The 14141-nt window shown below is 69.2% G+C and carries 15 protein-coding genes and 1 pseudogene; 4 read left to right on the plus strand and 12 right to left on the minus strand.

What is annotated here, in order from left to right; genetic code table 11:
* Positions 1-260: transposase (locus FOS14_RS22055; protein WP_143773016.1), on the plus strand; the 260-nt coding region annotated here is incomplete at its 5' end.
* 206 nt (positions 261-466) lie between these two features.
* On the opposite strand, the gene mobF is transcribed toward FOS14_RS22055, so the two are convergent.
* Positions 467-5407: a MobF family relaxase gene (gene mobF / locus FOS14_RS22060; RefSeq protein ID WP_143773017.1), complete on the minus strand. Its 4941-nt coding sequence runs from the start codon at positions 5405-5407 to the stop codon at positions 467-469.
* Positions 5408-5664: 257 nt separating this feature from the next.
* On the opposite strand from mobF, the gene FOS14_RS22065 reads away from it, so the two are divergent.
* The 3 genes from FOS14_RS22065 (at position 5665) to FOS14_RS22075 (ending at position 7187) form a co-directional block, all read left to right on the plus strand.
* Entirely contained in the window at positions 5665-5931 is a 267-nt protein-coding gene (locus tag FOS14_RS22065) for a hypothetical protein (RefSeq protein ID WP_143773018.1), read from the plus strand.
* A gap of 102 nt (positions 5932-6033) precedes the next feature.
* The gene (locus FOS14_RS22070; RefSeq protein ID WP_143773019.1) at positions 6034-6528 is read left to right on the plus strand and encodes a hypothetical protein; all 495 of its coding nucleotides are present in this window, start codon (positions 6034-6036) and stop codon (positions 6526-6528) included.
* The gene (locus FOS14_RS22075) at positions 6525-7187 is read left to right on the plus strand and encodes a hypothetical protein (RefSeq protein ID WP_143773020.1); all 663 of its coding nucleotides are present in this window, start codon (positions 6525-6527) and stop codon (positions 7185-7187) included. Before FOS14_RS22070 ends, FOS14_RS22075 begins: the two co-directional genes overlap by 4 nt.
* 151 nt (positions 7188-7338) lie before the next feature.
* Here the strand turns inward: FOS14_RS22075 and FOS14_RS22080 are convergent.
* The 11 genes and pseudogenes from FOS14_RS22080 to FOS14_RS22125 form a co-directional block, all read right to left on the minus strand.
* A pseudogene (locus tag FOS14_RS22080) lies at positions 7339-8327 on the minus strand (ERCC4 domain-containing protein).
* 27 nt (positions 8328-8354) lie between these two features.
* The gene (locus FOS14_RS22085; RefSeq protein WP_143773021.1) at positions 8355-8630 is read right to left on the minus strand and encodes a hypothetical protein; all 276 of its coding nucleotides are present in this window, start codon (positions 8628-8630) and stop codon (positions 8355-8357) included.
* Between the two features lie 52 nt (positions 8631-8682).
* Positions 8683-8874: a hypothetical protein gene (locus tag FOS14_RS22090; RefSeq protein WP_143773022.1), complete on the minus strand. Its 192-nt coding sequence runs from the start codon at positions 8872-8874 to the stop codon at positions 8683-8685.
* A 17-nt stretch (positions 8875-8891) separates the two neighbouring features.
* Positions 8892-9473, minus strand: coding sequence for a DnaB-like helicase N-terminal domain-containing protein (locus tag FOS14_RS22095; protein ID WP_255450519.1), 582 nt, complete (start codon positions 9471-9473; stop codon positions 8892-8894).
* Entirely contained in the window at positions 9470-9622 is a 153-nt protein-coding gene (locus FOS14_RS24860) for a hypothetical protein (protein WP_185981889.1), read from the minus strand. The genes FOS14_RS22095 and FOS14_RS24860 overlap by 4 nt, the downstream gene beginning before the upstream one ends.
* Positions 9623-9646: 24 nt before the next feature.
* The gene (locus tag FOS14_RS22100; protein ID WP_255450520.1) at positions 9647-9841 is read right to left on the minus strand and encodes a glutaredoxin domain-containing protein; all 195 of its coding nucleotides are present in this window, start codon (positions 9839-9841) and stop codon (positions 9647-9649) included.
* Positions 9842-10004: 163 nt separating this feature from the next.
* Positions 10005-10337 (minus strand): hypothetical protein, encoded by a 333-nt coding sequence (locus FOS14_RS22105; protein ID WP_143773023.1) that lies wholly within the window; start codon positions 10335-10337, stop codon positions 10005-10007.
* Between the two features lie 497 nt (positions 10338-10834).
* Positions 10835-11773 (minus strand): ArdC family protein, encoded by a 939-nt coding sequence (locus FOS14_RS22110; protein ID WP_143773024.1) that lies wholly within the window; start codon positions 11771-11773, stop codon positions 10835-10837.
* A 37-nt stretch (positions 11774-11810) separates the two neighbouring features.
* Positions 11811-12236 (minus strand): hypothetical protein, encoded by a 426-nt coding sequence (locus tag FOS14_RS22115; protein WP_143773025.1) that lies wholly within the window; start codon positions 12234-12236, stop codon positions 11811-11813.
* 115 nt (positions 12237-12351) lie between these two features.
* Complete coding sequence (locus FOS14_RS22120) at positions 12352-13326, minus strand: DUF4192 family protein (RefSeq protein WP_185981890.1); 975 nt, start codon at positions 13324-13326, stop codon at positions 12352-12354.
* Positions 13327-13748: 422 nt separating this feature from the next.
* Positions 13749-14075 (minus strand): hypothetical protein, encoded by a 327-nt coding sequence (locus tag FOS14_RS22125; protein ID WP_143773027.1) that lies wholly within the window; start codon positions 14073-14075, stop codon positions 13749-13751.
* Between the last annotated feature and the right edge of the window lie 66 nt (positions 14076-14141).

The following is a 14141-nucleotide window of genomic DNA, read 5'->3' on the forward strand; positions in this document are numbered from 1 at the left end:
TCTTGGCCTACGACACCGAAATAAGATCCGTCGTCTGCACGACAAATGCGATCGAAAGCATAAACGCACGAATTCGAAGAGCGGTGCGTGCCCGTGGCCATTTCCCCAACGAGCAGGCCGCGCTCAAATGCATCTACCTGGCCGTAATGAGCCTCGATCCCGCCGGCACCGGCCGCAAGCGCTGGACCAACCGCTGGTTGAAGGCTCTCAACGCCTTCGACGTCACCTTCGACGGCCGCGTATCCGCTGGACGAAAATAACAGAGAGACAACGATTTACACCAATTGCTGGACAGTCCCGTCGAGGGTTGCCTCGGCTGATGCGTTGCGGATGTTGGCGCCGACGGTCGGCAGGGAGGCGAAAATCGCCGATGGGCAGAGAGTCCGGGTTCATGCTGATGATGCTCATTGAAAGTAAGTGCTCGGTTCTGATCTTTGATTGTGCTCACCAGCCGATTCGGTGGCGACTACCAGCCTGGCGCGTCGATGCCTGGCCGGTCCCGCGGGTGGTCGATGTGCGGGACCGGCGGCGGCGGTCGGTGCGGTTCTGGCCGGGGCTGATCGTGCCCGGGGGTGTCGGGGGCTGGTGTGTCGGCGGCCATACGCGCGAGGTCTCTGGTGAGGTCGCCGGCGAGGGTGTCGGCGAGTTCGCGCAGCTGCCTGTACGGTGCGGCGGCGGGATGATCGGGTGCAGGTTCGGGACCGAGCAGGCTGGCGGGGTCGGTGACGGCGAATTCGTCGCGGTAGGCGGCGATTTGGGTGAGGGTGTGGTCCCAGCGGGCGCCACTGAGCGGGTCGACGGGACGGTTTCCGAGTAGCGCGGTCCAGTCGGCCTGGGTGTCTCGAGCTTGCCGTGCTACTTCGGCGGCGCGGGCGTGAATGTGCTGGTACTGCTGATCGATCCAGGCGGCGAGGTCCGGGTCGTCGTGGCCGCGGCCCGGTATGGGCGGGTCGATCCAGACCGGCGCCCCGGGTGGTGGGGCGCTGCGGTAGGCGGTGTTTTCGGCCCGGGTAAGGGTCGCGTCGGAGTCGAGGTGGCGTAGCTGTTGCTGGCGGTGCAGCCGGGCGATTTGCTCGTCGATGTCGTGGCCGTCCCGGTCGAGGCGGCGCAGCGCGATCGCGAGGCGTTCCCACCGGGCTGGGTCGTCGGCGAGGTCGTCGCCGAGCTGCTCCCGGATGGTGGCGCGGTGGGTTTGTGCCCACGCGCTGGCGGCGAGAGCATCACGGTCGAGGCGTTGTTCGATCTTTTCCGTGATCGTGGCCGCCGCAATTTCGTTCCCGGCGGTGTCGTGCAGGACTGGGGCGAGCACGTCGGGAACGGCCAGTCCGCGGATTTCGGCCTGGTGGAGGTGTTCGCGCAGCCGAGGCCATACCCTGTCGTCGGTGAGGCGGGCGGCTAGCTGTGAGCCTGCGGTGGCGGTGACGTCGCGGGCCAGGCGTGCCTGTTCGGCCAGGTTCCGGGCCTGGATGTAGACGGTAACCAGCTCGGCCAGGGTCGCGTCGGTTCCGGTGCCTGCGGGTGTGATGACTGTCGGCTGGTGGGCGGCGGCGCGCAGCGCATCGGCGGCGGTGGCGGTGGCCGCGCGGTGGGCGTGTTCGGCCGCGCCGAGCTGGGCGCGGGCACTGTCGAGAGCCGCGCGCAGCCGCGCGATGTATCCGGCGGCGGCGGGCTCGGCCCGCCGTGCGGCGGGTCCGGTGAGCTGGTCGGTCAGGGCGCGGCGGTAGTCCTCGGCGGCGGTGCTGTGAGCCGCGCGGGCGGCGTCCAGCTGGGCGCGCGCGTTCTGCACGCTGTCTTGGGCCCGGCGCAGATTGGCCAGCACCGTGGTCCAGTGCCCGCCGGCGCCGGTGAGGATCCCGGCGGGATTGTCGCAGCAGCGGGCGGGGTCGAGCCCGTCCGCCCGCAGCGCGGCGGCGGTGTGATCGACGGCATCGGCCAGGGCAGGGTCGCGGTGGACGGCATCAACGAAGGCGCGGGCCGGATCGCTGGCGGCGTGTTCGAGGTCGCGGATGCGGACGGCGAGGCGGTCGGTGTAGTCGTGGGCGTCGGTTCCGGTGCCGGGCCAGCGCGGCGGCGCGGGCGGTAGGTCGGGTGTGGGTAGGTCGCGCAGGGCCCGGAAGTTTTCCGGGTCACGGCCGACCGCGGTGGCGATCCAGTTGTCGGCGCGGGCGCGCAGGACGGCGGCAGGGTCACGGCTGTCGAGGAGGCTGGAGCCGGGGAAGGCGTCGGCGGGCCGGCTGGTGATGTCGGCGACGAGCATCCCGGTGTCCAGGCCGGCGTGCCCGACGGCGGCGATGGTAGCCAGCAGGTCGTGTTGGTGGGGTGAGACTGTGATACCGGCGATCACGGCGACTGGTAGTGCCCGGTCGAGCAGGTAGCGGGCGCGGCCTGTGGCGAGTTGGGTGTGCAGGTCGTGGTGGATGGCGCGCAGCCGGGCGGGATCGTCGGTGTGGGCGAGTTCGGCGCGCAGGGTTTCGGTGGCGGTGAGGTTGCCGTCGTCGCGGGCGAGGACTTGGGTGAACAGACGCTGCGGGTCGGCGGGGGTGTCGGGAGCGGGGGGTTGTTCGTCGAGCAGTTCGGTCAAGGTGTCGGTGGCCAGGTACATGACGTTGGCGTGTGCGCCACGGGTTAGCCCGACGTAGGCCAGCGACCGACCCAGGTGGTCGGCGATGAGGACGCGGGCGACATCGACGGTGAGGCCTTGGGCACGGTGGATGGTGGCGGCGTAGCCGAGTTCGGTATGCGCGGACAGGTAGTCGGTGGGCAGGTGCACGGTGCCGCGGTGGCTGCGGCCGCGGGCGGTGACCGACCCGTCGTCGTGCACTTTCTCGACCGTCCACAGGTCGCCGTTGTCGATGCCGGTTCCGGCGCGCTTGCCGCCGAGGATGCGGCAGCGGGAGTTGTTTTTGCGGGTGACGATCTGATCGCCGGCGCGGGCGGACAGGCCGTCGACCAGTGTCACCGCGGGTCCGTGCGGGTCGAGGTTCCCAGAGAGGGTATGGGCGGCTTGGGCAGCTTCGTTGAGCGCGCGGACGTCGTCGACGGTGGCGGCGAGCATCACCGACACGCGGCCAGCGTCGAGGTCGGTGAGGTGGTCGGCGAGGATTTGGTCGCGCATGTGCTCGCCGAGCCCGGCGCGGACCCGGTCACGGTCGGTGTAGAACGCCCACGCTTTCTCGGCGTCACCGTCGCGGACGGCGAGGCTGGCGTCGGCTTCGTCGGCGTCGCGGAAGCGCACCACGTGGGCAAGTTCGGGGGCGCGTGTGTCGCGGGCGATCAGGCGCATGGCACCGCCGGATTCGACGGCGCCGAGCTGGTAGGGGTCGCCGACCCAGGCGATGTTCGCGCCCACCTGGCGGGCCAGGGTCAGGAGCTGGTCGAGTTTGGTGGTGGCGGCCATGCCGGCTTCGTCGACGATCACCAAAGCCCCCGGAGTGATCGGATGCTGCCCGCCGGCGGCGGCGAGGGTGAGCACCTTGTCGAGGGTGTATCCGGTGAGGCCGAGTTCGTCGCCGAGGACTCGTGCGGCTGCGGCCGACGGAGCGAGGGCGACCACGTCGCCGCTGGTGTGTGCCCACGCTTGTTTGGCGGCGCGCAGGGCGGTGGTTTTGCCGGAGCCGGCGGGTCCGACCGCGACGGTGAGCAGCTGACCCGAGCAGCACAGGTGTCGCACCATGTCGCGCTGGCCGGGGTTGAGGGTGCGTCCGGTTTCCTTTTCGACCGCGGCGATCGCGACGTCGACCTGGCTGCCGGTGGCGAACAGCGCGGTGGGGGTGTGGGCGGCTTCGCGCAGCCGGTTCTCGGTTTCCAGGACTGTGTCGGTGGTGTAGCGGGTGGTGCCGTGCACGGTGTAGATCGAGGCCCCGTCGGCGCGGCGCGCTGTTTCCGGTGCGAGCCCGCCCGGGTCGACGGACAGGCGTAGGCAGCGGGCGCGGGCGGTGTCGATGACCTCGTCGGCGGCGGCGTTGCGGGCGGTGTCGGAGTCGAACCGGTAGCCGGCCAGGATCGTTTCGGCGTGTGAGCGCAGGTGTGATTCGCCCCAGGTAGCGCGGCGCTGGGCGGCCGCGGCGAGCACTTCGCTGGCGACGGTGTCGTGGTCGCGGCCGGGTCGATACACCCGTACCTCGCCCGCTTGGCGGCGGTGGCCCGTGATGAGGTCGTCCACGAACTGCGCCGCGCTGCGACCGGTGGTGCCGAATCGTTTGGTGAACCGTGTGGCCCAGTCGGTGCGCATCTCACCCAATGGGCGGGCGGGTGGTTTGCCGTCGCGGGTGTCGAGGGTGGCTTGCTGGGCCAGTTTGTACAGCGCGGGCTTGCTGGGGGAGTGCCCGTGCGTGGCGCGGTAGTTCTCGGCGAGGTCGCGGGTGCGGGCCACGATGTCGCCGTGGCGGGAGAATTCCGCGATCATCGCGGGCGTGATGCCGTCGACTTCGAGCACGGGTTGTTTACCGGGACCGGTGTCGCGGGGGGTGAACCGCACCCCGAGTTCGCGGGCGACCTTGTCGGTGATCGCGGTGTTGTAGTGGCACGACAGCGCCACGTTGTACTGGTAGAGCACGCGGCCGTCGAGTGCGGTCCATTTGCCGTCGACGCCGCGGACCTTGTTCGACACCGCGGCGTGGGTGTGCAGGTTGGGGTCCCCGGCGCGGTTGTCGTAGTGGTCGAACAACGTCACCGCCAGCCCGGTGGCGTCGATCTGTTTGACCCCGGCCTTGCCGCGGCGGGTTTTGGCGACCTCTTTCTGCATCAGCTCCAGCGACTCGCGCACGGCCTCGGCGTGGCAGCGTTCGATGGTTTCGCGGACCTGGACCGAACCGAGTCCCCACAGCAGCGAGATCGATTTCTGTGGGGTGAACACGCAATCGAACCCGGCCACGGCGGCACGGCCGTGGCGTTTTTCTTCGGCCAGGGCGTCGTTGATCGCTTCAGCCGACGGGCGCATATCCGTGGTGTGCTGGAGGTATTCGCGTGCGGCGTCGGTGCGCAGCACGGCCCGCTCGACCTGGGTGGGTAGGCGCCGGTGGGTGGCGGTGAACGCGGAGATCTTGGCCGCTAGCCGGGTCGCGATCGCGCTCGATCCGGTGTCGTAGTGGGCGAAACTGGCCCCAAGTTTGGCCGCCGCGACGGCGTCTTTGACGGGTTTTCCGGCCGCGAGTTCGCGCGCGATGATGGCGTCGGCGTCGGGGTGCAGGCCTTCGCCGAACAGCGCCAGCATCTGCTCCTCGCTCACCTGCTGGCCTTCCACGCCCATCTCGCTGGCACCGTGACCCCACCAGTGACCCGGTGGGGTGCCGTGCGCGGTGTAGTAGTCGACGATTTTTTCGCCGGGCTCGCGTTCGCGGTCGGCGGTGGCGACCTGGCGGGTCAGATACGTGTAACCGTCCCCGGCGTGCAGGCGGTGAACGGTCATCACACAGCTATCCTAGCGCGCGGCACCGAGGGTGCATGAGGTGTGGCAGCCTTTTTGTCGTGACGGGAGGCGCACCAGATAAGGCTGCCACACTCTAGTTGCGCCGAATGCCGTGGCGTTCGAAGCGTCGTTGTTGGGGCGAAGCTGTTACGGGCAGGGTCGAGGAGAATCAGTGGGACTTGCCGGATTCGTGGCCGGTTGATCGGAGCGGTGGTGGCGCGGCGATTTTGTCGGTGGGCGGCATTAGGGTCGAGGCCATGAACACTGCTGGCCTACGCGGGCCGCATTCCACCGCGACTGTCGCGGTCCCGGCGTGGCCACATCCTGATGGTGGAGCGTGGTTCGCGCCGCCGCACCGCGCACAAGCGCTGGCGCCGTGGTGGGCGCTACCAGATGTGCTGCCCGGTGAAGACGCGGCCAGCATCACCCCGGTCCCGCCGCCGAACGCGACCGGCAGGGCCGCGGCTGCGGCGGAAGCTACGGCGGCGGTGCGTGACTGTGATCCTCGCCATCGGCTGGGATGAGCCGACGCATGGTCGGTCACCACGACCGGTGAGCACCCCCGTCGAACGACATAACCAGCATCGACGAAGACGACGCCCCGTATTCGAGAGGAGGCACCGCCGGTGCCACGTAAGGACGCCACCGTCAAAGCCCGCCAGCTCGCCCGCGCGAAACTCAGCGCGCACCTGGCCGCCCAGCGTAAACGCGAACAGGCCATCGAGGCGGACCTGGCGGTGTTCTTCGACACCGACGCTGCGATCAGCGCGGCGGCCGCGCAGCGCGACGCTGCGATCGCCAAGGCCAACGACGACTACGCCCGCGCCACCGAGGCGGTGACCGCGCGGCGCGCGGACGCGTTGGCCCGGCTGCGGGCCAACGGCCAGACCGTGGCTGCGCTCACGGAGCTGACCGGCCTGCCCCAGCGGCAGCTGCGAGCCCTGATCGCCTCGGCACCCGACGACGGTGACAGCCCTGCCGCAAGTCAGGGTTCTGCTCCCGACGCCATGAGCACCGACACTGCCGCCGCGCCGAAGGGCGCGCCGGCGAAAGGTGCGTCGGGCGCGGGCGGGAAGGAACCCGCGGTCGCGGCGGCACACGAGGCGGGACCGGGTTCATGACACCCGCCGACCCCGAGCGGCGACGGTGGTCGCGCCGATACCAGGCGAGAACCGGGGCGGCGGTGGTGCTGCTGGCCGTGTCCCTGCTCGCGCCAATCCTGCCCGTGGTCGGTGTGCTGGGTGCGGTGGCACTGTTCTCCGGTGGAGTGGTCATGGCACGTTCGGCCACGGCCGCCCGCACTCAGTGGCGGATGCTGGCGGCGCATTCCGCCGCGGTCACCGAGCACACAGAGCTGATGCGGCGCGCCTTCGACGATGCGCGGGCACTGTATGCGGCACTGGCGCGGGATGCGGTGCTGTACGAGCAGCCACCGGGCGTGCTGATCCTCGCCCCGGGCGAACGGGTACAGGCCCGCTTCGGTGCACCGGTGTCGCTGTCGGGACGCGGGGCGGTCATGACCGAAGTCGCGCTCACCACGCGTGCGCTGGTGCTGATCTTGACCGACGGATCTCCGGTCCGCTGGTGGTGGGATGCGGCGACCGGGTTGCGCATCGACCTGCCAGCCGAGCGGGTCGATGTGTACTTCGCCGGCGGCGCGGACTCGGTGCACGTGCACGGCCCTGCCGCCGCGATCGTCGCCGTCTATGCCAGCTACTGGCTGCGCCCGCCCGCGCAGTTTCTGTGCGCCCCCGAGCTGGCGGTGCTGCGCGCCGGCTGAACACGCACCGTGTCATCTTTCGGGCAACAACACTCCCCTTTTTTTGGGTGAGCACCGTGTCGGCCCGGTGTGGGTCGAACGGGTGCATGAGGTCGAACCGTGCCCGCCCGCGCAGCAGCCTGGCGCCGACCCGGCTGTGATTCGGTGTGGGTCAGGGCATGTGGTGCGCGGCGCGCCAGGCCTCGCGGATCTCGGCGGGGACCCGGCCGCGGTCGGGAACGATCAGGTTGTTGGCGCGCGCCCAGCGACGGAGTTCGGCGGCGGCCGGTTCCGGTTGCGGTGGGGCGGTGCGCAGATCACTGGCGGTGCCCGGGTCGAGCGCGGGCGCGATGCGTGCCACGGTGGCCGCTTCGGCATGTGCCCAGGTGTGAGCGGCGGCGAGGTAGCGGTAGGTCCATTCTTCGGCGAGCTTCCGGTTCTCGGCGAAGACGATGGGCACGCCCGGCCAGCGGATCTGTAGTTCGGCCACGGCGTCGGCGACGACGGCAGGCCGGACGCGGTCGAGTTTGAACACTCCCGAGTAGCGATCCTCGACGACGACGGCGGCCCGCGGCAGCGCCGCCAGCTCGGCCAGCGCGTAGCGCAAGGTGCCGTTGAGGATGCTGGCGACCAAGTCTTGCAGGGATTTGCGTTCGACGCTCGCGCCGAGGCGGCCGTCGACCAGGACGGCGTAGTCCCCGCACGGCAACGCGCGTTGCACGATGGTGACGTGTTGTCCGGCGAACCGGTAGGCGTATTGCTCGCGGGTGTCGACCACGATGTGCAGGGAGTCGATACCGGCGGCGCGGGCGGTGGGGGTGCGCACGTTCGGGCGGGCTTGTTTGCGGGTGCGCGGGGACTGCCAGAACACCATGTCGCGACCGCGGGCGGTGGTGAACACCAGCTGGGAGCGGTTTTCGCGGCCCCGGTCGAGCACCAGGTCGATCGCTGCGCCGCACCGCACGCACGAGCGGAGGGCGACCCGTTCGACGATCACGGGTTGCGCGGGCCATTCCTCGGTGGGCACGGGGTGGCAGTAGAGCGCTTTGTGGCGGGGCCAGGTGCCGGCGGTGCGGAACACCAGCCGTTCGACCACGGCACGCGCAGCAGGTAGGGAAGCTTCGAATCGGGGTCCGGGTTGGTAGCGATCAGCAATTCCATGTCGGTCCTCGTCCTGGCGGTTCGGGCCTAGGTGTTGCGGCGTTTGAGGCGGCTACCGTAGCGAGTGACGACATCGAAGGCGTCATCTGCCATTGTCAGCGCGTTGGTGAGGTCGAGCAGACCCGCCCGCACGGATTCCACCACGGCCGCGGCGTCGGCAGGTTCGCCGAGCTCGTCGACATCGACGATAGAGGGGTCTAGCCGTGCGTAGTCGCGGGTCAGTTCCACCACGGCGCGGCGCACCTGCTGCAGCTGGTCGCGGGCGTCCCAGGCCTGCTGGTCGAGGTCGGCTGGATCGGTCATCTGGTGCCACTTTCTCGTTCAGGTGTAGTCGCTATCTTTCTGCGTCCGCGTGTCAGAACAGGGTCAGCTGCTCGGCGGCGGCGCGGAGGGTGCAGTGCTGGTCCCAGTGGCGGGCGAGGCGTCGGGCGTGGTCGGTGGTGCAGCCCAGTTCGGCCGCGATCACACCCCACGCCAGGCCACGGTCGCGGGACTGGCCGGCGTAGCGGGCATCGGCGAGCAGTTCGGTGTCGTCGTGAGCGTTCATCGTGTCTCCGGCCGCGTTCATCCGAGCGCTTCGGTGGCGGCGGTGAGCCGAGCAGCCGCCTCCCGGCGGTCGCGGCCGAGTTGGCACATCAGTTCGTAGAGGTCTTCGGTGTGCGCTTCGGCGGCGATCTGCTCGAGCGCGACGGCGGCGGCGGCGTAGCCGCGGCGGTACGAGGCACGCATGACTGCCAGCGCCAGATGCGGGGCGTCGTGGCCGCGGGCGTCGGCGGTGGTGACGTCGAGCAGCGCGGCCGAGAGCTGGCCGTGGACGCGGCCGGCGCGCTCGAGTTCGGCCAGCACCAGCGGCGCGGTGTGCGGCTGGCCGGCTCCGACAAGTCGGGCCACGACAGTGAACAACCGGGCATAGACGGGCCTGTGGAAGTCGGCCGCTCGCAGGTGCGCGGTGACGGCGCAGGCGATGTCGGCCGACGCCCACAGCAGTGCGGATAGGGCTTGGGCTTCCGGGTCGAGATCGGGGCGGTAGGTGAGGTCGGTCACCTCCTCGAGCACCTCGGGGCCGGTGGCGACGTGCGGGCGATCGGGGACGACCGCGAGCACAGGCTCCGTCCGCGGTAGCGGCCTGCGGGCAGGGGCGCTCACTGGTACCACCCCTTGTCGTCGGGGGCGCGTTGCTCGCACAACCGGTGCGCGGGCATCGGCTGTGCGTTGATGATGGTGGGCACGGCCGCGACCGGTGGTAGGTGCTCGCCGCCGGCGAGGTTGGCTGCGGCTCTGACTCGAGCAGACATCACGGAAGTAGGTCCTTTCGCGAATCAGGCGGCCGCAAGCGCGGCCAGACGTTCGGGTCGATGCCCACTCCACGCGTCGGTGTCGGTGACCACGACGGGGGCTTGCAGGTACCCGAGTGCTCGCACGTAGCCGCGGGCGTCCGCGTCCTCGGAGAGATCGACCACCGCATAGGCGATGCCTCGGCGGTCTAATGCCCGGAAGGTGGCTTTGCAGCCCACGCAGCCGGGCTGGGTTTAAACAGTTACGGACACGGTCATCCCCTTTCACGAAATTGTCTATCGTTGCTTTTATCGTAGCTAATAGACGTTCTTTGCACAATGGTTCGAACGCTATTCCTATGAATTCTTTCGAGCCCATCTCATCGAGTGTTCACCGAATTGTTTACAACAAATTTCCGGTACCGGTTTTGTGTTTTCGTGCAAGTTCTTCCGGTCGACGGTGTCGGGTTGGTGGCTGCCGCGGCCCGGGAGGCCGGTCACCGCACCGGACCACGGCAGTGCTGGGGTGTTCAGCGGGGCAGTGACTTGTAGCGGACGATAGGCCGATGTCGGTGCCGCGGGCTTTGATGTAGGGCACCGGTTGGCCGTGGCGGTCGCCGGTTTCGCCTTTGCTGCGGTGGTTGTCAATGATGGTGAGAGTCACCATCGCCTCGCCGTTGTCGAACGCGCGCAGCGGGCTGATGTTGGCGATGTTGCCTTTGACGATGCTGCTCATGAGGTTCCGCTCCTTTCGCCTCGACGGGGGCCGTGCATTGTGTGTCTGTGGTCCCCGCCATTTTCTGTGCCCTTCTGGCAATTCTTTTCGGGAGGGGGTAAGGGCGGCGGAATGCAAATCCGAGGAGCCGGCGCCAGTGAAACAATTTTCAGCGAGCGTCAGCGAGCGTGGGTTGAACAAATTGTTTCCTCCGCCCGGGCCGAGCGTCGCGAGCCGGATTTGCGTGGAGCATGCCACCGGTCAGAATGGACTGCCAGAAAAGGGAGGGAATTCGAGAAAATTCTTTTCGCTCGGCACCGCGCCCGCAGGGGGGCGGTGCTTCCTCAGCCGGCGAGCGTGCCGAGCCCGACACCGCCAGGTGGCGAGTGCGCGGCCCGGCCGGCGGCCGTTGCCGTGGGCTACGGTCCGGGAGTTGCTGAGTTGGCCGGCGGACGGGCCGCGTATAGGTGCCAGCTAATACGTTTCGTTCTGTCACCTACACGGGCCGGGAGGGTTTGTCAGGCGGTGTCGGCGGGCTCGCTTGTGGCGGGGTGCTCGGTGTGGTCGAGGGCGTCGACCAGTTCGCGCACGGCGGCCAGGACGCGGGTGGCGGTGGAGCGGATGAGGTCGGTGTCGGCCTCGGCCCATTCCGCGATGTAGCCGACGCTGTAGGCGCTGGTGTCCAGGCCGAGCAGTCCGGCCAGGATGTAGGCGACGGATTCGGCTTCGGTTTCGCGGATCCCGGCGTGGCTGATCGCGGCTGCGGCGGTGGTGTCGTCGGGGTCGTGTTCGGCGTGGAGTACGACGTGGGCTGCCTCGTGGAGGCCGGTTTTCGCGGCCATTACCGCAGACAGGGCGGTGTCGACGACGACGCGACGGGTCCCATCGAGGGTTGTGTAGCCGTTGGCCGCGCCGGGAATGGGTTGGCGCGTGACGGTCCAGCCGCGTTCGCCCAGGACAGTGCTGATTCGGGTATAGATGCCGTGGGTGTCCTCGCCGGTGAGTCGTTGCGCGGGGTGGTCGGCCGCGGCGGCGGGGTGGTCGGGGATCGGGTCGGTTTGATCGTGGGCGAATACCGACAGGATCGGGTAGTGGGCCAGGGTGCGGGTGGTTTCCTGCCCGGTGCTCTCGTCGGTGTCGGTGATCTTTTTGGTGCTGTAGCCGTAGATCTTTATTGCTTTTTCGCCTTTGCGGACCTGGCGGCCGCGGGCCTGCCATTGCCGGTAGCCGGCGACCTGGGTGGCGGTGGGGTGTTGAGACAGGATCAGCAGCAGATTCGACAGTGAGTACGTGTGGAAGCCGCGAGCGCTGAATTGCAGGAACTGCAACCATGTTTCGCTGTTGGCGAGTTCGGCGACTTTGGTTTGCAGTTCCTCGCGCAGCTGCGCGGCTTGCAGTTCGCGCGCGGCGGCGCGGCGCTGGCGCTGTTGGTCGGTGAGTGATTCGGTGCGGGTCATGACGTGGGTCCTTTCTTCGTCGGCGGCGGCGTTGTGCTCAGTCGCCGAGCTCGGCGGCGGTGAGGGTGAACGTGGCGGCAGCAACGGCGGCGGGATCGTTGAGGGCGAGTTCGATCAAGACCGCGCGGGTGGTGTGGTCGAGGTCGGCCCAGTGCGGGTCGGTGCCGCATCGCACGGTGTTGTAGGCGATTTGGGCGGCCTTGATGGGGTCGATAACCTGCATGGCTGCTACCTCCTGGTCGTGCGGGCTTGGGGTGTGCCGCCCGCGGCCCGGACACCCGGCCCGCCCGCTGGGTGCGGTGGCGCTGCCGGGACGGGTGGCCGGCCGCCACGCACCGTGTTTGTCGGCGGCTGCTGTGAGACTGTCGGGTATGGATGGTGTTTCGCGGGTTGAGCGGGCATTGGCGCGTGCTTCGGCGGTGGCGGCGGATTGCTCGGTGCGGGCGTGCCGCGAGGTGTTCACTGGCCGTGCACGCGCGACGTCGCGGTCGGATTGGTTTTGGGTCGATCCGGAGGTTTCCGATCTGCTGTGACGCTGCGCGAGGGCCGGTTGGGTTTGACCGGCCCTCGCGCAGTGGTTAGTCGGGCAGTTCGACGCCGAACCGGTCGGCGGTGTTGGCGGTGGCGGTGCGCAGCATTGCGGTGATGTTTTCCGGGGTCAAGGCGCGGTCGATGGCGGTGCGGGCCAGCTCGAGCAGAGTCGGATTGTCGGTGCCGGTTGCTGTGGCGTGTGCTTCGGCGGCGGTGTAGGCGCACTGTGCGGCGGCGCCATGTCCGGCGGCGTGGGCGAACAGTCCGGCGAGGGTGAGGGTATGCGCGCGGGCCTCGGTGGTGCTGACTGCGGCGATGCGGGTGAACGCTTCGGCGGCGGCGCGCGGGTCGATGAGTGCGGCGGCGAGCATGGCGTCACGGGTGGCGGGCACGGCGGCGAGCACGTTGACAGCGCCGGCGAGGCGGTCGGTGACGGGCCGGTGTTCGCGCACGGTGGCGAACAGGTCGGCCAGCGTGTCGGTGATGAATCGGTCATTGTCCGCGTTTGCGGCGGCGAGCGCGCCGGTCATGTCGACGGGCGTGGCGCGGCGGTAGCGGGCTTGCAGGTCGGCGCGGCTGGTGGCGGTGACTTGGCCGTTTACTGCAAACGCGGTTGCGGCGGCGCTGTTGGCGGGGTCGGTGAGAGTTCCGTTGTCGAGGGTGTGCACGTCGATCCAGGTGGCTCCGGCGGTCAGGGCCGGTGCGTAGAGGACGTGACGGGTGTCGATCCCGGCATCGGTGAACTGGCCGGTGAGGTATTCGGTCAAACCGATCGCGTGACCGGCGCGCTCATGGTCGGTGATGACGGCGAGGATCGCGGCGGTGGCGTGCTCGCGCACGGCCAGGTCCACTATCGGGGCCAGGCTGTCGGTGTCGGCGTCGGCGTCGAGGCGGGCACCGGCGAGCACGCGCTTGTCGTCGAGCAGGATCGCCACGACTGAATCGGACGGGATGAATCCGAGCAGGAAGGGCACCGCGGTAAGAATGTCGGTGCGGGTGGTGAGACGGACGGGTCCGAACATGGCTGCTACCTCCTGGTCGTGCGGGCTTGGGGTGTGCCGCCCGCTTTTTTGCCCTTCTGGCGTGGGAGATGTCGGCCGGTATGAGGCGGGCGGAGTGCAACCGGTGAGGCGGAGAAGTTTTCTGCGAGCCGTCAGGCGAGTGCGGGTGGAAAAGTTCTTCGCACCCCGCAGGGGCCGTAGGTCATCCGGTTGCGCGTAGTCCGCCGCCGGCCAGAATCGAAAGGCCAGAAGGCAAAAAGGGAATCGAGGTCTTTGACAGCAGCACCGCGCCCGGCGGGTGCGGTGCTCCCATTGCCGGGCGAGCGCGCCGAGCCCGGCACCGCCAGGTGACGCCCGCGGCCCGGACACCCGGCCCGCCCGCTGGGTGCGGTGGCACTGCCGGGACGGGTGGCCGGGCCGCGGTAAGGAAAAAAACTGGCGGCTCACGACACGGCGCGGCATCGCATGCATTCCCATCTGCCGTCGATGCGCATGCAGGTGCGCCGCTCTTCGCACAGCCAGCAGGTTTGGTTGGGTTTCGGGGCCAGCCCGTCGTGTTGGTCGCGGCGGCGCTGATGCTGCTCAAGGTGGGGGTCGGCGGTGCCTGCAGGGAGTACAGGGCCGGTTACGCCCGGACGGTTGGCGGTGGTGGTGAGGAATGGACCGAACTCGGCGCAGCAGGTGGTGCAGACGGTTTCGCCGGGGACGGTGAGGTTGCCGCACACGCGATGGAAGTGGCACGGGTGCAGCAGCCCGTAGTCGATGCTCATGACATGGGTTTCCTTCTCGCGCGATACCGGTTGCGGGCCAGGTGTGGTACTGGCCCGCAACCGGTC

Source organism: Skermania sp. ID1734 (assembly GCF_007489285.1).
Classification (GTDB): Bacteria; Actinomycetota; Actinomycetes; order Mycobacteriales; family Mycobacteriaceae; genus ID1734.